Here is a 19618-nt window from a genome sequence, read left to right as displayed (position 1 = left end):
GTGTCACTCCGGGCGGTACTTGGCGAAGGTCTCGCGCACCGGGGCCGGTGAGTGGGCCAGGGCGTCGGGGTCGGGCGTCGCCGCAGTGACCTGTGGAATGTGGACGATGGCGTCGAAGGCCGTCGACGGGTTCACGTCGATGTAAAACGAGCTGATCCGGTGCGCCATGGTTCCGGCGAGCAGGTCGGCGTCCTGTTTCGACAGTTGTCGCAGGTCCACCGCGAAGGCGCCGTCACCGCTGGCCGCCATGAGCGCGTCGAGACTTCCGGGCTGCGGCTTTTCCGCCTCCGAGAACAGTTCCCCGGCGTAGAAGCCCTCGCCGGTGGCCAGGATCTCGCCGTCGGCGAAGGTGGTGCCGATGGTCACGTAGTCCTCGTCGAGGTGTTCGGCCAGGTGCATGCCCATCGTCGCCGAGGTGCCCATGCTGGGAAAGGTGAACGCCGAGCGCTGCACGTGGGCGTTGTGGGCGCCGATGACGACACGCTCCTCCCGGTCGAGGATCAGCTTGACGGTGTCGGCGATCGCGCTGTCCCGCAGGCTGGAGTGGATGCCCTCGGGATTGCCCCGGGCCACCTCGCGCACCATCGCGTCCAGGGCGACGGTGTTGAGCAGGGTGCGCAGGGCGCGTTCGAAGGATTCAGCGTCGGTGCGGTCGACGTACTCGGCGCGCAGCGCCCGCATCCGCCCGACGAGGTCGGCCAGGCCCGCGGTGATCGCGTCCCGGCGTTCGGCGCCAAGGCTGAGGTACGTCTGGATCGCCTGTGGCACACCGAAGGCGGACGACGCCGCGTACTCGGTGACCGTGTCGCGGATGGCCGGGTCGACGGTGTACTTCGGGTCGGCGGTGACGAGGTACTCGGTCACGGCGTCCAGGCCGGGCAGCATCGAGGCCTGGGAACCGGGCAGGTCGATGCCGTAGAACCCCACGCCGCGATCGGCGCGACGATTGTGCTCCCGCAGCCATTCCAGCTGTTCGCGCGCCTCGGTCCACAGCCCGAACATCGAGGTCACGCCGGTCGCCAGCACCTCGCCGATCTCGGCGTCCTCGCCCGCGCCGCGCACCCACGCGTCGGTGCGCCAGCCCTCGGTGAAGCCCGACTCGATCGCGAGGGCGGTGAACCCGTGCCGCTCCACCAGGTGGCGCAGCAGCCGGGTGCGCAGCTGGAAGAACTCGCGGTTGTAGTGCGAGCTCTCCCCGATGGCCACGACGCGGGCGTCGCCGACCACGCCGTCGAGCCAGTCAAGGTCGTCCAGCGGCGCCGCAGGGTCGAGCGTGTTCAGCGGGATCGTTTCCATGGGGGTTCCTGTCGTCTCGTTGCATTCCCAACTTTGAGAACGGTACCAGATGTGAGATCGTATCCTCGTGAAGATCCTCGACCTGGTACTCCACCCGGTGCGGCTGCGCATCCTGCACGCCATGTACGGCGGCCAGTCCCACACCACCTCCGACCTGTGCGCCCACCTGGCCGACGTGCCCAAGACCTCCGTGTACCGCCACGTGTCGCTGCTGACCGAGGCCGGGATGCTGGAGGTGGTCGACGAGAAGCGCGTACATGGCGCCGTGGAACGGCACTACCGGCTGCGCCGGGACCGGACCACCATCGGCCCCGAGGCCGCCAGGTCGATGTCCACGGAGGACCATCGCCAGGGTTTCGCCGCCGCGCTCGCGGCGTTGCTGGCGGAGTTCAACGCCTACCTGGATCGCGACGACGCCGTGCCGGTCGAGGACTACGTGGGCTACCAGCAGCTACCGCTGTGGCTCAGCCGCGAGGAGCTGCACGACCTGGTGGACAAGTTCGTAGAGCTGATAGAACCGTTGAGCCGCAACGAACCCACGCCCGAGCGCGGCCTCCACATGCTGAGCCCGATCGTCTTCCCGCTCCAGCGGCCACCAGGCCAAGCCAGCGAGGACGACTGAGCCGAGGCCGAAGGCGCGGCGCCCGTGGCCCGTGGCCGGGCGTCGGACTACCGACGCTCGGCCACGGGGCTAGGCAGAGCCGCCGCTGTCACTCGGCGGCGATCGCCGCCAGTGGATCGGCTCGGGCGGCACGACGCGCGGGCCAGATCGCCGCCAGCACCGCCGCGACCACGGTCCCCACGAGGCTGAGCCCGACGGCATCCCACGGCACCGTGAACGTCCACAGTGCTTGGCCCAACATCGCTTGCTGCATCACCGCGCCCACGCCCACTCCGGCCACGATGCCCAGCACCGAACCGAACAGCGCGATCACCAGGCTCTCGACCCGCACCATCCGCCGCACCAGCTTCGCGTTCGCGCCGATCGCCCGTAGCACCCCCAGCTCACGGATCCGCTCCATCACCGACAACGTCAGCGTGTTGACCACGCCGAACAACGCGATCAGCAGCGCCAGCCCGAACATCGCGTAGAAGGCCACGAACGCCATCCGCTGCCGCTCGACAGCCTCGGCCACCAGCGAGCGCTGGTCCGAGACCCGAACGTCCGGACGTTCGGCGAAGGTGTCGCGCAGCGCCGACTTCACCGCCGCCGGATCGGCTCCGGTGACATAGACGCCGGTGATGCCCTCCCGCGCCTTCTCCGGCACCCGGTCGGCATCCACATAGACACTGGCGGAGTACTCGGTGGCCTCGTAGACCCCGGCGACGCGAGCCGTGATCTCGCCGCCGAGTTCCAGCCGAACCGTCAGCCGGTCCCCCACCGCCAGGCCGAGCGTGGTGGCCTGGTTCTGCGCGATGACGAAGCCCTCGCGCAGGTCGTCGCTGCCCTCGGTGATCCTCGGAGTCAGTACCGTCCCCAGCGCCTCGGGATCGACGGCCGAGACGTTGCGACGCGCCGAACCGCCCGGGTACTCCAGTGTGGCTATCGCCTGACTGACGGGTTCCACCATGGACACGCCCGCGACGGCCTTGGCCTTGTCGACCTCGTCGCGGGTCAGGGTCGCGCCCTGACCGCCCGCCGCCTCCAGCACCGTCGTCGAGGTCGGCACGCCGTCGCGAACGGTCGACGCGATCAGGTCGCCGAGCGTCGCGTTCAGGGTCGCGAAGGCGCACACCAGGATCAGCCCGATCGTGATGGCCCCGGATGTCCCGGCGGTGCGGCGCGGATCGGCTGCGGCCGAACGCATCGCCAACCGCGCGGCCGGTCCCGAGCGTCCCGCCAGCGCCCGCAGTGGCCGCTGCACCAGGTTGAGCAGACTCGGGGCCAGCACCAGCACGGCCACCGCGCCCAGTCCCGCCGCGCACATCGCGATGACCCGCTTCGTCGTTCCCGCCGTGGGATCGGCCGTGACCCCGACCGTCACCACCGAGGCCAACAACAGCCCGAGTCCGATATAGACACGACGCCCACGGGTCTGGGTGGCGGTCCGGGCCGCGACCCGCAGCGCCGCCATCGGCGCCACCGACGCGGCCTTGCGGGCGGCACCGGCCGAGGCCAGAACCGTGACCGCGACGGCACAACCCAGCCCCACCGCGATTCCCCAGGGCGACACCACAAGCGGCACCTGCTCGCTGGAGTTCATCCCGATGAGAGCGGGAGCCGCGGCGATCCCGGCCAGCGTCCCGATCGTTCCGCCGACCACCGCCAGCACCAGTGCCTCCAGCCGTACCGTCCGCCGCACTTGGCCGCGTTTGGCGCCGACCGCGCGCAGCAGCGCCAGCTGCCGGGTCCGCTGACTGACGAGCATGGCGAAGGTGTTGGCGATGATGAACATCCCCACCAGCAGCGCCAGGCCCGCGAACGGCAGCAGCATCATGCGCAGGTCGAACAGGTCGGAGGCGAGTTCGGCGCGGGTGGCCTCGGCCAGTTCGCGCGCGTCGGCGACCTCGACACGTCGGCCGATCGAGTCCGAAGCGTTCTCGCGCACCGCGTCCACGGCGGTCGATTCCAGTCCCGCACCGCCGGTCAGGTCGACCCGCGCCACCGTGGCATCCACGCCGGACGCGTCGCCGAAGGCCACCACCGGCGCCGGGTCCTTGTCATCCGTCCACAGCGGCCGGTAGTCGTACACGCCGGTGAGTTTGAGCTCCACCCGTTCCCCGTCGGCCAACAGGATCGAGGCGGCATCGCCGACCCGCAGCCCGGCCGACTTCGCCTCGGCGGCCCGCAGCGCGATCTCGTCGCCACCGCTGGGCGCCTTGCCCGCCTTCAGGTCGAACCGTCCGGAGTCGTCGAAACCGGTTCCGGCGTGGTCGAACACGGTCGTCGCGTCGACGAGTTTGCCGTCTTCGGCGACCACCCCGGCCCGGAACGTGCTCACCACCGTCGCCTCACCGGGCAGCTGTCGCAACGCCTCGACCTGGGCGGTGGACAGCTCCCCGCGCACCGACACGTCCACACGGGAGTTGACCTGCGAGGTGACCAGGCCGGACGGGATCGACTCCGACGCGATCCAACTGGCCACCACCGCCGCCACCCCCAAAGCGATGGCCACCAGGGTCATCGCGACCCGCGCCTTGTGGGCGGCCAGGTCCCGCAGCATCGCCTTGCGCATCAGACCGCCACCTCCTCGAGCGCCTTCATGTGGTCGAGCACCGTCTCGGCGGTCGGGTCGCTCATCGTGTCCACGATGCGGCCGTCGGCCAGGAACAGCACCTCGTCGGCGTACCCGGCCGCGACCGGGTCGTGGGTGACCATGACGACGGTGCGCCCCAGCGCGTCCACGCCGTGGCGCAGGAAGGCCAGCAGTTCCCGCGAGGACCGCGAGTCCAGCGCGCCGGTGGGTTCGTCGGCGAACACCACGTCCGGTTCGGTCACCAGCGCCCTGGCGCACGCGACCCGCTGCTGCTGGCCGCCCGACAGCTGGCTGGGACGGTGGTGCAGCCGCTCGCCCAGTCCGAGCGCGTCGACGACGGCGTCCACGATGTCCGGATCGCCGCGCTTTCCCGCCAGCACGAACGGAAGCGTGATGTTCTCGTAGGCGGTGAGGGTGGGCAGCAGGTTGAAGCCCTGGAAGATGAAGCCGATGCGGTCCCGCCGCACCTCGGTCAGGGCGTCGTCGTCGAGCGTCCACAGTGATGTCCCGCCGAGCATCACCTCGCCGTCGCCGGGCCGGTCGAGTCCGGCCAGGCAGTGCATCAGCGTGGACTTGCCCGAACCCGACGGCCCCATGATGGCGCTGAAACGCCGGGGCCGGAATTCCACGCTGACGCCGTCGAGCGCCCGCACCAGGGTGTCGCCGGAGTCGAAGGTCTTGGTCAGTCGGGCCGCGGTGACCGCGGCGGTCTCATTCGTCATGCCGCAAGCCTCGGTGCCACGGCCGCGACCCACATCGTTCCAACGCGACCCCGAGATGTCTCTTTAGTAGGTGGTGCCGACTGACTTTCGCCAGCTGAACAACCGCCCTGACCTGGGTACGGTCGAGGGGTGATGACCTGGGAGACCGCGACACGTTGGTGGGGCCGGGCGCGTCCGTTCGTGTTCGCCGCCGTCGTGTTCGTCGTCGGGCTGATACCGGTCAACGACGAGCGCACCCCCGACTGGCTCGCACTGCCCACGGTGTGGCGCGCGGCGATACCGGCCGCGCTGGCACTGGCGGCGGCCTGGCTGCTGCCGCGCCGCTGGCCGATGGTGGCCCTGGCGGTGGTGGTCTCCCCGTTCGACACCCTGATCGCGGGGACCTGCCTGATCGTGGCGTCCTATGTGATCGCCACCGGCTACCGCGGCGTCGTCGAACTGGTGCTCAGTCTGGTCGCCGTGCTGTGCGCGCCGCTGATTCCCACCCTGGCCTCGGCCCCCAGCGTCGACGACCTGATGGGATGGCTGGGCGGCACGGCGCTGTTCGTGTGGCTGCCGCTGACCGTGGGCCTGTGGGTCCGCACCCGACGCGTCACGCTGGAATCGTTGCGGGACAAAGCTTCCCGACTGGAACGCGAACAGGCGGCTGTGGCCGCGAGGGCCCGCGCGGAGGAACGCGGCCGCATCGCCCACGAGATGCACGACGTGGTGGCGCACCGGGTCTCGCTGATGGTGATGCACGCCGGGGCGCTGGAGGTCAACGCCCCCGACGCGGCGGTCGCCGAGTCCGCCGAACTCATCCGAGCCACCGGTTCCGAGGCGCTGGCCCAGCTGCGCGACGTCCTCGGGGTGCTGCGGTACGGCGAGACGGCCCGCACCACGCCGCAGCCGACACTGGCCGACCTGGACACGCTGCTGGCGGAGTCGCGGCGCGCCGGGGTGGACGCGACCGCGACCTCCACCGGCGAGGCCCAACCACTGTCGACACTGGTCGATCAGACCGCCTACCGGGTGATCCGCGAATCCCTCACCAACGTCCACAAGCACGCCGGTGCGGTGGCATGCGTCGTCACCCTCGACCACCAGCCCGAGCGGCTGCTGGTCACCGTCCGCAACGACCCGCCGCGCCGCCCACCGCGACTGCCCGGCAGCGGTACCGGGCTGATCGGGCTGCGCGAACGGCTGACGCTGCTGGGCGGCGAACTGTCCACTCGCGCCGAACCGGACGGCGGATTCCGGTTGACCGCCAGCATTCCGCTGCGCACCGAGACGGCCGCGGCATGATCACCGTCCTGATCGTCGACGACGAGGCCCTGGTGCGGGCCGGGATCCGGATGATTCTGGCCCCGGTCGACGACATCGAGGTCGTCGCCGAGGCCGCCGACGGCGCCGAAGCGCTGGCGGCCATCGACCGCGACCGTCCCGACGTGGTGCTGATGGACGTCCGGATGCCCGGCATGGACGGCCTGACGGCGCTGCGCGAGACGCTGCGCCGACCGGCACCGCCCCAGGTCATCATGCTGACCACATTCGACATGGACGAGTACGTCCACGGGGCGCTGCACGCCGGGGCGGCGGGGTTCCTGCTCAAGGACACCCCGCCGCGCGATCTGGCCGCGGCGGTGCGCACCGTCGCCGAGGGCCACGCGATGCTGGCGCCGTCGGTGACCCGGCGCCTCATCGACGCCTACTCGGGCCAGCCGCCGGTGGTGGGACGGGAGGCCCGGCAGCGCCTCGCGGCGCTCACCCCCCGGGAACGCGACGTGATCGCCGCGGTGGCGCTCGGCCTGTCCAACTCCCAGATCGCGGGCAGGCTCGGCATGACCGAGACCACCGTCAAGGCCCACGTCAGTCGTTCGCTGACGAAACTGGGACTGAGCAACCGGGTCCAGTTGGCCCTGCTGGTCCGCGACGCGGAATCGGGTTGAGTGCCACCGGTTCGGGTCAGCCTGCGCCGAGCAGTCGCCCGATCGTCTTGACGACGTCCACGTAGAAGTTGCCCTCGATGGTCCGGAAGATCTCGAAGGGTTCCTCCGGGCTTCCCAGGAAAGGTCGCAGTGTCCAGGCCATCTGGGTGCCGACGAAGCCGAACACGATCACCCACACGTACAGCAGCCCGATGTTCGCCGAGCGGGCGGTGGGCTGGGGGCGGGTGTAGTACGAGTGCTCGGGCTGCTCCGCCGATTCGTCCGTTGTGGCCGGTTCGGTCTCGGCGGCCGGAGTCGGAGCCGCCGGTGGCGCCGCCAGGGCCTGAGCCTGCGTGAAGCGGTTGAGCGATCGCATGCCGCCGATGAGGAATCGCAGGCCCACCAGTCCGGTCAGCGCCAGGATGGTCACGTTGAGCACCTTGTAGAAGTTGTAGTGCGGCGCGGTGATCAGGAAGAACAGCGAGATCGGCGCGAAGGCCAGCGACAGCATCGCGATCACGGTGATCGCTGTGGACACCAGCGCCAGTGCCTGCCGGATCGACAGCCTGGCGCCGAACACCAGGTTGAACAGGTACAGGGTCGGCAGGCAGATCAGCATGGTCACCAGGAACAGCAGCGGCAGTTTCACCGCCGAGGACAGCGCCTGCAGCCAGCCGTTCGAGGCGCCCAGGACCGCGCCGTAGCAGGCCAGTGCCAGCGCCGAGGCGCCGAGCATCTGTCCCGACAGGGATTTGAGCCGGTGGTCGTCGGCGATCTGCCGCCAGACCCCGTCACGGTCACGAAGAATGCGTTCGATGATCAGCAGGCCTTTGGGTTCAGCCATGTGCTTTCACTCCATCAGTAGCCGGTTTCGTCTCACGCGCCGTGGCGTGAACCGGAGAATCTACCTACTGGATATTGATGGAGGGAAGTATTTCGCTGGCGCGTTTGGCCACAGTGGTAGTGGGCGAGCGATTACCCACGTGCCTCAACCGAACAGTTGCCCGATGGTTCGGAAGATGTCCACATAGATGTTCCCCTCGTAGGTCCGGAACACCTGGAACGGCTCGGCCGGATTGCCGATGAACGGCCGCAGCGTCCAGGCCAGCTGGGTGCCGACGAAAGCGAACACGACGATCCACGCGTACAGCAAGCTGACACTCCCGGTGCGGGGCGCGGGTTTGCCGCGCAGGTACACCGGACTGCCCCGTACCGGCGCGATCTCGGTCCCGTCAGCGTCCATACCCGACTCGGCGACCGAGCTTGCGCCCACCGTCGCCGCTTCCGCCGCCCGCTCCTTGGCGATCATGTTCAGCTTTCGCATGCCGCTGACCAGGAATCGCAGTCCCACGAGGGTGGCGACGGTCAGGATGATCACGTTGAGCATCTTGTAGAACTCGTAGTCCGGGGCCACGACGAGGAAGAACAGCACGATCGGCAGGAACGCCAGCGACAGCATCGCGATCGCCGTGATGGCGGTGATCACCAGCGCCTGTGCCTGCCGGAACGACAGCCGCACACCCCGGATCAGGTTGAACAGGTACAGCGTCGGCAGGCAGATGAACATCGTCCCCAGGAACAGCAGCGGCAGCTTCACCGCCGAGGAGATCGCCTGCGGCACACCGTTCGAGGCGCCCAGAACGGCACCGTAGGCGACAAAGGAGACGGTCGAACTGAACAGCATCCGCCCCGACAGGGTCCGCAGCCCCCGGTCCTCGGCGATCTGCCGCCAGATGCCGTCACGATCGCGGAGAACGCGCTTCACCAACCGCCCGTTGGGTTCCGTCATGGCAGTCCCCTCCATCCACTGGCGTACCTCGCCAATGGCGTTACCCGCAAACGGTTGTGGGCAATCGCGGGCACACGTCGGGGGCGGCCGGAGTCCGGCCGCCCCCGAGGTGGGCTATCAGCTCAGGTCGTACCTGTCGAGCATCATGACCTTGTCCCACGCCGCCACGAAGTCCTTGACGAACTTCTCACCGGCGTCGTCGCTGGCGTAGACCTCGGCGACCGCGCGCAGTTCGGAGTTCGCCCCGAACAGCAGGTCGACGCGGCTGCCGGTCCACTTGACGTCGCCGGTCTCCGCGTCGCGGACCTCGAAGGTCTGCGAGTCCTCGTCGGTCGCCTTCCAGGTCGTGCCCAGTTCGAGCAGGTTGACGAAGAAGTCGTTGCTCAGCGCGCCCGGGTTGTCGGTGAGGACACCCAGCGAGGTCTGGCCGTGGTTGGCGCCCAGCACCCGCAGGCCGCCGACCAGCACCGTCATCTCCGGCGCGCTCAGCGTGAGCAGGTTCGCCCGGTCCAGGAGCAGCACCTCGGCGGGCAGCGGGCTGCTGGCCTTGCCGAGGTAGTTGCGGAAGCCGTCCGCACTGGGCTCCAGGTGCGAGAACGACTCCACGTCGGTCTGCTCCTGCGAGGCGTCGGTGCGGCCCGGTGTGAACGGAACCGTGACCTCGTGCCCGGCGGCCTTGGCGGCCTGCTCGACACCGGCGGCTCCGGCCAGCACGATCAGGTCGGCCAGCGAGATCTTCTTGCCGCCGGACTGGGCCGCGTTGAACGAGTCCCGGATGCCCTCCAGGGTGCTCAGCACACTCGCCAGCCGGTCGGGTTCGTTGACCTCCCAACCGCTCTGCGGCTGCAGGCGGATGCGACCGCCGTTGGCGCCGCCGCGCTTGTCGCTGCCCCGGAACGTCGAGGCCGAGGCCCACGCCGTCGAGACCAGTTGCGACACCGACAGACCCGAGTCCAGCACCTGCCGCTTGAGGTCCGCGACGTCGGCGTCGTCGACCAGTTCGTGGTCTACGGCCGGAACCGGGTCCTGCCACGACAGCACCTCGTCCGGGACCTCCGGGCCGAGGTAACGCTGGATCGGCCCCATGTCGCGGTGGGTCAGCTTGTACCAGGCGCGCGCGAACGCGTCGGCGAACTGGTCCGGGTTCTCCATGAAACGACGCGCGATCGGCTCGTAGATCGGGTCGAAGCGCAGCGCCAGGTCGGTGGTGAGCATGTTCGGCGCGATCCGCTTCGACGCGTCGTGGGCGTGCGGCACCGTGCCCTCGCCCGCGCCGCCCTTGGGCTTCCACTGCTTGGCGCCGGCCGGGCTCTCGGTCAGCTCCCACTCGAAGCTGAACAGGTTCCACAGGAAGTTCGTCGACCACTTCGTTGGCGTGGTGGTCCAGGTAACCTCCAGTCCACTGGTGACGGCGTCGGCGCCGACACCGGTGCCGTAGCCGTTCTTCCAGCCCAGGCCCTGCGCCTCCAGCGGAGCCGCCTCCGGGTCCGGTCCCAGCTTGTCGTCCTTGTGGGCGCCGTGGGTCTTGCCGAAGCTGTGACCACCGGCGATCAGCGCCACGGTCTCCTCGTCGTTCATCGCCATCCGGCCGAAGGTCTCGCGGATGTCGCGGGCCGCGGCGATCGGGTCCGGGTTGCCGTTGGGGCCCTCCGGGTTGACGTAGATGAGGCCCATCTGCACCGCCGCCAGCGGCTTCTCGAGGTCCCGCTCGCCGGAGTAACGCTTGTCGTCGAGCCAGACGGTCTCGGGGCCCCAGTACACGTCCTCGTCGGGTTCCCACACGTCCGCGCGGCCACCGGCGAAGCCGAAGGTCTTGAAGCCCATCGTCTCCAGCGCCACGTTCCCGGTGAGGATCATCAGGTCGGCCCAGGAGATGTTCTTCCCGTACTTCTTCTTGACCGGCCACAGCAGCCGCCGGGCCTTGTCAAGACTGACGTTGTCCGGCCAGCTGTTCAGCGGCGCGAACCGCTGCTGGCCCGCTCCGGCGCCACCACGGCCGTCGCTGACACGATAGGTACCGGCACTGTGCCAGGCCATCCGGATCATGAGCGGTCCATAGTGCCCGAAGTCGGCAGGCCACCAGTCCTGCGAGGTCGTCAGCACTTCGGCGATGTCCCGCTTCACGGCCGGCAGGTCGAGCGAGTTGAACGCCTCGGCGTAGTCGAAGTCATCCCCCATCGGGTTGGCCACCGGGTTGTGTTTGGCGAGGATCTTCAGGTTGAGCCGGTTCGGCCACCAACCCTGGTTCCCGCCACCCTGGGCCGGAAGCGGAGCACGGCCGTGAGCCACGGGGCAACCGCCGCTCTCCGTACTCGCGTCCTGGGGTACCGCATTTTCAGACATGTCTATCTCCAGTGGTAGGGAAACATTCGTACTGATTCAGGAACTAAGCGCGGCCGCGCATCTGGGGCACCGACCCCAGTAGATGACCTCGGCCTCGTCAATGACGAACCCGTGTGAGTCGGCGGCGGCCAGACAGGGCACCTCACCGACCGCACAGTCGACGTCCTCGACCTGCCCGCAGTCGCGGCACACGAGGTGATGGTGGTTGTCACCCACGCGTGCCTCGAAGCGGGCGTTGCTGCCGGCCGGTTCGATACGTCGCGCCAGCCCGGCGTCGTCAAGCATGGTCAACACGTTGTAAACCGCCTGAGTGGACAAAGAGCCGACCCGTTTCCGGGCGCGCTGCACGATCTCGTCGACGGTGGGGTGTCCCCCCTCGCCGAGCACCGCAAGCACCGCCAACCGCTGTCTGGTGACTCGCAGCCCGTTCTGACGGAGTAGTTGCTCTGAGTCCACAACCCCAATAAACCACCTTTTCTGGAATCAGTCAAGACTAGGTTCTCGAGACCACACCGATCACCGTCCGCGATGAGCATCCCACAGCGTGCTGTCGACGAAGTGAACATCGAAACGGTGATGCATGTCATCGAGCTCGGCCTTCGGGATCTCGCCGCGCAGGATCGCGGGCAGCAGCCGGAAGTAGTCGAACCGCCGCACGCCCGGCGTGATGAACACCAGCGCCGACACGTCCGCCTGTGGCGTGGCCCCGAAAGCGTGCGTCACGCCGGGCGGCACCGCCGCGATCCCACCCGCCTCCACCCTCACTATCTCGTCGTCCAGCAGCAGCTCCAGCGTCCCGTCCACGACGCAGAACACCTCCCAGGAGCGCCGGTGAAAGTGCGGCCGGGCGTTGTCGGCGCCCGCCGTGATGGTGCCGGAACTGATGCTGAAGGCACCGTCGCTGACGTCGGCGTCGGCCAGCAGGTTCATGGGGTTGCCCCCTTCCAGCACCTCGGCGTCGGCGATGTTCACGACCACTGGTTTCCTCGACATGACGTCCTCCTTCGATGCGTTTCGTTCTGACGCCACCCATCTCAGCCCGGGAACAACCGCCCGCCAAGAAGCGGTTCACTCCCACAGTGATCACGAATCGTGATGAATGGAGCGGGCGTGGAAATCCGGCAACTCGAGTACTTCACCGCCGTGGCCGACACCGGCGGCTTCGGCCGGGCCGCGACCAGCCTCCACATCGTCCAAGCGGCGGTGAGCCAGCAGATCCGCAGGCTGGAGCGCGAACTCGGCGTCCGGCTGTTCGACCGCTCCACCCGGCACGTCCGCCTCACCGACGCCGGTCGACGGCTCCTACCCGAGGCCCGCGCGGTACTGGCGGCCGTCGAACGCACCCGCCGTCTGGCCGCCGACCTGGCCGCCGGTGACAGCGGCCTGCTGCGGCTGGGCATCGGCCGCGCCTACGACGCCGGGACCTACCGGGTCGTTGCCGCCGCGACCTCCGCCGGGTCCGGACCGCGCGTCGAGACCCACCGCACCACACTCGACGAACGGCTGTCCGGGGTGCGCGAAGGCACCCTCGACGCCGCCGTCGTGCGGGTACAGGACAGCGCCCCCGGGCTGGAGTTCACCCCGCTGTGGACCGACCCGCTCTACGTCGCGGCTCCCACCGACGTCATACCTCCCACACGCGACTCCGTCCGGCTGACCGATCTGTCCGCGCTGCCGCTTCGCATGGCGCCCAGACAGAACAACCCCGCCTTCCACGACCTGATCCTCGACGCCTGCCGACGCGGCGGCTTCGACCCCGTCCCGGGCCCGGCGTTCACGACACTGCTGGAGACGCTGCACGACATCGCGGGCGGCGAACCGTCCTGGACGGTCTTCTACCCGCTGGACAAACCACCGGCGGTCCCCGGCGTGACACTGCACCGACTGTCCGATGTGACCACCGACGTCAACCTCGTCACCAGGCCCGGCCCCGCCACCCCGGCGATCCGGCACCTGCTCGCGGCGGTGCGCGAAACCACCGGCTGACCACCCCGTTCACCCACCGTCCCGCAACCCGACCCGCCACTCGTGATGGGCGGCGGCGATCTCGGCCAGATTGTCGCGTCCCAACGCCCGATACGCCATGGTCAACAACTCGACCGCCAGATCCTCCAGTGCGGCGTCCCCACCGCTGCACCAGTGCAGATCCCGCCCCAACGCCAAGGCGTCGCCCGGATTCCCGGCCTCGCACCGCTGCCGAGCGAGCGCGACATGGGCATCGCGGGCCGCGGGATCCCCGGTCAGCTCATTGTGGAGCGATGTGGCCCACTCATAGTCCGACCCGGGTTTCTGCCGTCCCCGCACGATCGCGGTATCGACCTCGACGCGAACACCGGCTTCATCCAGCGTCTCGACCCGCTCGGGGCGGCCCTCGAACAGATCGGACTCCTTGCTGGCGTCGAAGTAATCCTCGCCTTCTTGCGGATACTCGGCCGTCTCGAACGCCAGGACCGCCTCCCGCAACAGCCGCAACCGATGCCGCCTTTCGAGCAGAGCCGGATCAGGCCAGTCCGACCGCATCAGGCGGCTGTCGAGAAGCCGCCACCGCGACTCCAGGATTCCGCGAACCTGAAGCAACGGCGTTCCCCACGGCAACCCCACCCCACCACCGTCGTTGTTGTAGTACGCGCCCGTCCCATCGCAGTGGACACCATCGTCGAACCACAGTCCGAAATGGAGTCCATCGCTGCCGCCGTGCATGAACGGCACGAACTCCGGCGGATCCCGATACGCCCGCAGGTACATCCGGGGATCACCGCCGTCCTTCGGCTGCCACGCGGGATCCTCGACGAGGCTCATGATCCCGTACGGCATCAGCTCCAGCTGTTCCAGCGCGTCGTGCCCCACCGACGGCAGGCTGTGCAGAAACGCCTGGAACCGGAAGATCGACTCGGGCAGTTCCATCCCCCACTCGCGCCCGAACCGGGCCGCGACCTCGCCTCGGCTGTCATCCACCCGCGCCAGCGCCACCTCCCGATCCCGGGCCCGCTCGGCTTCCGGCCACACCGCCTCCGCCCAGACGCGATAGTCCCGATCCTCAGCGGCCACCCGGGCGGCATCCCGACGCACCTCGGCCTCCACCCAGTTCAGGTCCGGATAGCGCGCCGAGAACTCGTCGCGGGCGGCGGTCGCGGGCAGCCACTGCTCCGCTTCCTGCTCAACGGATCGCGAAACGTCCTGATAGCTCAACGTCGCCAACCGCCGGTCGAGTTCCCAGGACGCCTCCTGCCAATCAACAAGGGCGTACTTGCGGTGCTTCTCGTACAGCTCGACGTGCCGGTCCCACTCCGCAACCAGATCGTCCTCGGGTTCCTCAACCCGCGCGACGAAGTACTGCCACGCGAGTTCGCCGGGCCACTCCTCGAACTCCGCGGCGATCCTGCGCCGCAACCGTTCCGCTGAGTCAAGCGACTCGTCCGGGTCCGGCAGATCGACCTCAGCGGTCATCATGGGCGCCTCTCCTCCACCGTCAATGAGCCGACGGGGTGAAGAGTTCCACGGCGATCTTGTCGAAACCTTGTCAGACGTGGTGGCGTTAGCCCGGGGTGGTAGTCGCGGTGGGGAGTGAGGCCAGTTTGGCTTCGATGGATTCGGCCTGACTGTCCTGGCCCAGCGAGCTAGCCAGGTCACGGGCCCGAAGCCACTCTTCCCGCGCTTCGCGAAGCTGTCCCAGGTCACGCAACACGTCACCCGTGAATTCGAGAACCTCGATCAGCTCGGCATTGTCCTTGTCGGCGTAGAGCGAAATCGCCAGACGGCATTGCCGCAGCGCAGCTTCGAGGTCGCCTTCCGCTTGCGAGACCTCCGCGAGGGTCGAGTGGACGCGTCCCAGCAACATGCGTTCACCGCTCCGGTGACAGGTCTCCAGCGCCGTTTCCACGTAAGCCCTGGCGCGGCCGAAGTCGTTGAGCTTCAACAGGGCCCAGCCCAGGATGTTCAGCGCGGAGATCTCCGACGCCGGGTATTCGGCCTCGCGGTACAGCACGACCGCGCGTTCGGCGTGCTCGACCACCTTGGCGAATTCGGACAATCGGCTGTAGGTGAGGGCCAGGTTGTTGTGGGCGTGACCTTGCTCGATCAGATCCCCGCTCGACTCCCCCAGGACCAAAGCTTGCCGAAGATGGTGGATCGAGTCGGCGTCACGTCGCTCGAAGGAGTACACACTGCCAAGCCGACGATGGCACACGATCGTCACCGCCGCATCGCCGCTGTGCTCCGCGCATTCCAGCGCGACGCGCCAGCTCTGCGACCACAGCTGTCCCAACCCGCGTGAGTACAGATAGGTGTCCATCGTCCAGGCGAGTTTCCATCCCGGGACGTCCCAGCCGCTGTCGGCCGCGTACCGCTGAATCGCGATCACATTGGACAGTTCGTCGTCGAACCAGCCCCGCGCCTCCGAAGCGGTTTCCGGGTCCGTCACGACAGCCCCGCCGCGCATCTCATCGAGTTCCAGGACGGGCCGTCCCGGGTTGAGCAGCCGCTCGCTCGCGAACGCGGCGTGCAGGTAGTGGTCCACCAACCGCCCCAACGCCTCAACACGATCGGCTTCCGGCACCAGCTCCGCCGCCCGCTCACCCGCATACGTCTTAGTCAGATCATGCAACCGAAACCGCCCCGGAACAGTCTCGTCGACCAAATGCGCGATCTCCAGCTCCCGCAACAGTTCCCCGGCCCGCGACAGCCCGATACCCGCCAAGCTCGCCGCAGCGGCCACCGCGACATCATCCCCCGGCGCGATCCCCAGCAAACACAACAACACCCCCGCATCCGAACTCAGCACGCTCATCGAGCTGTCGAAAACCACCCGCACACTGGCCGACAACTCCCCCGAATCCAAAGTATCCAGTCGCGCCTCCCGCAGCTGCCTGGCCAACACCGCCAATGACAACTCCGGATCGATCGCCGCGCGAACCCCCAGGATCCCCAACGCCAACGGCAACCCCGCACAATGCGCGACAAGCTCCGCCACCGCCTCCGGCTCAGCGTCGATCCGCTCCGTCCCCATCCGCTTGGCCAAGGTCCGGTACGCGTCCGGATCGTCCAACGGCCGCAATCCCACGTGCAGCGCCTCATGCGTCGTCACCAAAGCGGGCAGGTCCGCCCGGCTTGTCACGATCGTCGTACCCGAGGTCCCGCCGGGCAACAGCGGCAGCACCTGCTGCGTGTCCCGGGCGTTGTCCAGGACGACGAGCATCCGCTTGCCCGCCAGCAAACTCCGGTACAACGCCGACTTGGCCTCCAAGCCCGGCGGCATCGCCTGCGACTCCACCCCCAGCGCGACCAGCAAGCCCCGAATCGCCAACTCCGGATCCAACGGCGCCTCGGCCGGATCGAACCCACGCAGGTTCACGTGCAACTGGCCGTCCGGAAACCGTTCCCGCCGCTCGTGCCCCCATTGGACGGCCAGCCAGGTCTTCCCGATCCCGCCGGGTCCCGCCACCACCCACAAGGTCTGGCCGTCGTCGCTGGCCCTGTCCAGCGCCGCCATCTCCGCCGTTCGCCCCACGAAACCCCGACGCGGCGCGGGCAGCTGCCGCGGCACCGCGACACTCGCCCCGTCACCGTCCCGCCGAACGTCCAGACTCGACTCGGATTTCAGGATCCGCTGATGCAACCGCTCCAGCTCGGGCCCGGGCTCACTGCCCAGTTCCCGCACCAAGCGATGCCGCAACGCGTGGAAGTACTCCAACGCCTCGGCCTGCCGCCCCGACCGGTACCGCGCCAGCATGAGCTGCCCCGCCAGCCGCTCGTCCAACGGATGCGACGCCACCCGCTCCTCCAGCTGCGGCAACAGACTCCCGTGCCATCCGCGCCGCAACTGCACGTCATTGCGATCCAGCTCCGCCGCGAACCGCTCCGCGGCGAGCCCGTCGGCGACCCGATGCAGCCACGGCACGTCCAGCCCTTCGAACGCCTCCCCGCGCCACAGTCGCAAGGCCGCTTCGAACAGCTCCGCCGATTCATCATCCCCAGTAGACCGTCGAGCCTCCCCCACCAGTTTCCGAAACCGATGCAGGTCCACGCTCACCGGATCGACCGTCACCACATACCCGCCCGAGCGCCGCCGGATCAGCCCGTCCCCCAAGCCGGACCGCAACCGCGACAGGTAGCTGTACAGACTGTCCCGGGCCCCGCGGGGCGGCGCGTCCCGCCACAGCCGGTCGATCAGCTGCTCCACCGAAACCACCCGGCCCACCTCGACCAGCAGAATCGCCAACACCGCACGCCGAGAAGCAGGTCCAATATCGACGGTCACCCCGTCGGCGACCGCCTCGACGGCACCCAGGACTCGAAACTCCATCGGCTCCCGACTATCTCTCCGGCAAGGTGGGACCGCATATTACTGCCACCGCCGCGCCCGTCACGACCCCGGACGATGCAACGCGACCCCCACGACCACCAACCCGACCCCCAACAGTTCCACCACACTCGGCCACTGCACCAAGACCACAAGCCCCACCACCGTGGCGCTGGCCGGAAGCAGGCACAACATCGTCGCGAAACTCGGCCGACTCACCCGGGCCATCACGACCTGATCGCACAGATACGGGATCACCGACGAACACACCCCCGCCGCCACCCCCGCACCCAACAACCCCGGATCCAGCAACGCCGGAACCGCCTCCCCCACCCCGAACGGAGTGGCCACCACGGCCGCCACCACCATCGCGACCGCCAAGCGATCCGCCACCCCGATCCCACCCGCGTTCGCCACCCGATGCCCCACAACCACATACCCCACGAACAACACACAATTGGCGAACGCGAACCCAAACCCCAACGGCGCGTCCACAACCCGCACCTCCACCAAAGCGGCCACACCCCCGACGGCCAACACCAACGCCGCCAGATTGCGCCGATCCCGTACCCCAAACGCCGCCACACCGATGACCCCCAGGAACTCAATCGCCCCCACCGTCGACAACGGCAATCGCTCAATCGCCAGATAGAACGTCGAATTCATAGCGGCCAACACGACCCCCAACCCGACCAGCCCCACCCACTGCCGGGCACCCAACACCCGCACCAACCGCCAAGGCCGCCGCCACACCGCCAAAACCACGGCCGCACTGGCGATCCGCAGCCACGCCACCCCCATGACATCCACAAAGGCGAACAACAGCACCGCTATGGACGGCCCAAAATAGTGAAAGAACGCGCTGGCCCCCAAGAACGCGGGCACCGGCACCCGATCGGTCCAGTTTCGCGTCGCCGCCTCAACACCTAGTCCCATGCGGGTATCTTCCAAGCAAGAGCCACCAAACCAAATAGCCAATCGAAGGGCGTTGACTCAAATTGCCTGGAATATCAAAGAAAAAACTCAACAACACCTTCGGTGAACGCGATGCCCTCCTGGACCCCGTCAATCTGCGCCTGCTGGCGGCCCTGCACGCGGACCCCCGCATCTCCATGACCCAACTGGCCAAACAGGTCTCCATGTCCGCCCCGGCGGTCACCGAACGCGTCCAGCGCATGCAACGCACCGGCATCATCGTCGGCTTCCACATGGACGTCGACCCCGCCGCCCTGGGCATGCCCGTCACCGCCCTGGTCCGCATCAAACCCGGCCCCGCGCAACTCCCCAAACTCATCGAAGCCGTCCAGAAGATGCCCCAGGTAACCGAATGCCACCGCATCACCGGCGAGGACTGCCTGTTCGTCAAGGTCCACGTCCCCTCCATCGCCCGCCTCGACGAAACCCTCGACCAGTTCCTCCTCTACGGACAGACGACCACCTCGATCATCCAGTCCACCCCCGTCCCACCCCGCCCCCTCCCCGTCACCCACGACTGACCTCGACCCGTTTCAGCGGCGCATAAGACGATGTCGACGGCCTCCACGGTCCACGAATCCCTGTCGTTACTGGTCTGGATGTCACACGTGTACAAGTTGCGAAGCATCGCACCGAACGAGTTCTCGGCATCGACCTCACCGGTAACCGTGTAAACAGGCGCGACCTCACCCCCATCACTGAACGCGATGGGCTCGCCCACGAAATCCGCGGTGGACGGCGCCTTCAGTGACTGCAACACCGCGTCCTGACACATGTCGATCGCCTGATCCTCAACGGATCTCGGTTTCGGCTTGTCCTCAGCCAACACCAAGGCCAGTGCGACACCACCCAGCAAGGTGATCGACAACAACACGACAATGGCGACGAACCGGGCACGGTAACCGAACCTCGATTTCCTGAGCTCGGGTTGTTCGGTGTTGATCGTCTCGTCAGTCATGGGGCATCATCCTCAACAGCGGCTCTTGGGCTGCCGGTGCCCGAGCCTCCATGCTAAGCGCCCGCCATCCACCCCAAATCGATGTTTCGGCTGGTCAATGCGGGTCGTTGGTCCCGACTTCGGCGATACCCAT

Annotated in this window: 17 protein-coding genes; 5 read left to right on the top strand and 12 right to left on the bottom strand. The window is 68.2% G+C overall.

Annotated elements, in window-relative coordinates; all coding sequences use genetic code 11:
- Nucleotides 1–3: 3 nt before the first annotated feature.
- Nucleotides 4–1296 carry an erythromycin esterase family protein gene (locus SNAS_RS09320; RefSeq protein ID WP_013017155.1) on the bottom strand — a complete coding sequence of 431 codons (1293 nt, stop codon included), beginning with the start codon at nt 1294–1296 and terminating at the stop codon, nt 4–6.
- 67 nt (nt 1297–1363) lie between these two features.
- Between SNAS_RS09320 and SNAS_RS09315 the strand changes: the two genes are divergently transcribed.
- Nucleotides 1364–1918, top strand: coding sequence for a helix-turn-helix domain-containing protein (locus SNAS_RS09315; RefSeq protein ID WP_013017154.1), 555 nt, complete (start codon nt 1364–1366; stop codon nt 1916–1918).
- Between the two features lie 88 nt (nt 1919–2006).
- Here SNAS_RS09315 and SNAS_RS09310 read toward each other — a convergent pair whose 3' ends face one another.
- Complete coding sequence (locus SNAS_RS09310; protein ID WP_013017153.1) at nt 2007–4472, bottom strand: ABC transporter permease; 2466 nt, start codon at nt 4470–4472, stop codon at nt 2007–2009.
- A complete protein-coding gene (locus SNAS_RS09305; RefSeq protein ID WP_013017152.1) occupies nt 4472–5215 on the bottom strand; it encodes an ABC transporter ATP-binding protein in 744 nt (247 codons plus the stop codon). The genes SNAS_RS09310 and SNAS_RS09305 overlap by 1 nt, the downstream gene beginning before the upstream one ends.
- 132 nt (nt 5216–5347) lie before the next feature.
- Between SNAS_RS09305 and SNAS_RS32595 the strand changes: the two genes are divergently transcribed.
- Together SNAS_RS32595 and SNAS_RS09295 are read left to right on the top strand one after the other, a co-directional pair.
- A complete protein-coding gene (locus tag SNAS_RS32595) occupies nt 5348–6499 on the top strand; it encodes a sensor histidine kinase (RefSeq protein WP_013017151.1) in 1152 nt (383 codons plus the stop codon).
- Nucleotides 6496–7143: a response regulator gene (locus tag SNAS_RS09295; RefSeq protein ID WP_013017150.1), complete on the top strand. Its 648-nt coding sequence runs from the start codon at nt 6496–6498 to the stop codon at nt 7141–7143. The genes SNAS_RS32595 and SNAS_RS09295 overlap by 4 nt, the downstream gene beginning before the upstream one ends.
- Before the next feature lie 16 nt (nt 7144–7159).
- Here SNAS_RS09295 and SNAS_RS09290 read toward each other — a convergent pair whose 3' ends face one another.
- From SNAS_RS09290 to SNAS_RS09270, 5 genes are all read right to left on the bottom strand, one after another.
- Nucleotides 7160–7966 (bottom strand): hypothetical protein, encoded by an 807-nt coding sequence (locus tag SNAS_RS09290; protein WP_013017149.1) that lies wholly within the window; start codon nt 7964–7966, stop codon nt 7160–7162.
- A 144-nt stretch (nt 7967–8110) separates the two neighbouring features.
- Entirely contained in the window at nt 8111–8911 is an 801-nt protein-coding gene (locus SNAS_RS09285; protein ID WP_013017148.1) for a hypothetical protein, read from the bottom strand.
- A 117-nt stretch (nt 8912–9028) separates the two neighbouring features.
- On the bottom strand, nt 9029–11254 hold the full coding sequence (gene katG, locus SNAS_RS09280) for a catalase/peroxidase HPI (RefSeq protein WP_013017147.1): 2226 nt from the start codon (nt 11252–11254) through the stop codon (nt 9029–9031).
- A 36-nt stretch (nt 11255–11290) separates the two neighbouring features.
- Complete coding sequence (locus SNAS_RS09275) at nt 11291–11710, bottom strand: Fur family transcriptional regulator (protein ID WP_013017146.1); 420 nt, start codon at nt 11708–11710, stop codon at nt 11291–11293.
- 60 nt (nt 11711–11770) lie between these two features.
- Complete coding sequence (locus SNAS_RS09270) at nt 11771–12247, bottom strand: cupin domain-containing protein (protein WP_013017145.1); 477 nt, start codon at nt 12245–12247, stop codon at nt 11771–11773.
- A 117-nt stretch (nt 12248–12364) separates the two neighbouring features.
- On the opposite strand from SNAS_RS09270, the gene SNAS_RS09265 reads away from it, so the two are divergent.
- Nucleotides 12365–13240 carry a LysR family transcriptional regulator gene (locus SNAS_RS09265; RefSeq protein WP_013017144.1) on the top strand — a complete coding sequence of 292 codons (876 nt, stop codon included), beginning with the start codon at nt 12365–12367 and terminating at the stop codon, nt 13238–13240.
- Nucleotides 13241–13249: 9 nt separating this feature from the next.
- Here the strand turns inward: SNAS_RS09265 and SNAS_RS09260 are convergent, their stop codons facing one another.
- From SNAS_RS09260 to SNAS_RS09250, 3 genes are all read right to left on the bottom strand, one after another.
- Nucleotides 13250–14704 (bottom strand): hypothetical protein, encoded by a 1455-nt coding sequence (locus tag SNAS_RS09260; RefSeq protein WP_013017143.1) that lies wholly within the window; start codon nt 14702–14704, stop codon nt 13250–13252.
- A gap of 85 nt (nt 14705–14789) precedes the next feature.
- Nucleotides 14790–17555 (bottom strand): AfsR/SARP family transcriptional regulator, encoded by a 2766-nt coding sequence (locus tag SNAS_RS09255; protein ID WP_013017142.1) that lies wholly within the window; start codon nt 17553–17555, stop codon nt 14790–14792.
- A 60-nt stretch (nt 17556–17615) separates the two neighbouring features.
- Nucleotides 17616–18488 carry an EamA family transporter gene (locus tag SNAS_RS09250; RefSeq protein ID WP_013017141.1) on the bottom strand — a complete coding sequence of 291 codons (873 nt, stop codon included), beginning with the start codon at nt 18486–18488 and terminating at the stop codon, nt 17616–17618.
- 62 nt (nt 18489–18550) lie between these two features.
- On the opposite strand from SNAS_RS09250, the gene SNAS_RS09245 reads away from it, so the two are divergent.
- Nucleotides 18551–19048: an Lrp/AsnC family transcriptional regulator gene (locus SNAS_RS09245; protein WP_013017140.1), complete on the top strand. Its 498-nt coding sequence runs from the start codon at nt 18551–18553 to the stop codon at nt 19046–19048.
- Here the strand turns inward: SNAS_RS09245 and SNAS_RS32590 are convergent.
- Nucleotides 18973–19485 (bottom strand): hypothetical protein, encoded by a 513-nt coding sequence (locus SNAS_RS32590; protein ID WP_013017139.1) that lies wholly within the window; start codon nt 19483–19485, stop codon nt 18973–18975. The two genes, SNAS_RS09245 and SNAS_RS32590, sit on opposite strands and share 76 nt — an antisense overlap.
- Nucleotides 19486–19618 lie beyond the last annotated feature (133 nt).

This window comes from Stackebrandtia nassauensis DSM 44728 (assembly GCF_000024545.1).
In the GTDB taxonomy this organism is placed as follows: Bacteria; Actinomycetota; Actinomycetes; order Mycobacteriales; family Micromonosporaceae; genus Stackebrandtia; species Stackebrandtia nassauensis.
This window is presented reverse-complemented; position numbering and strand designations above follow the sequence as displayed.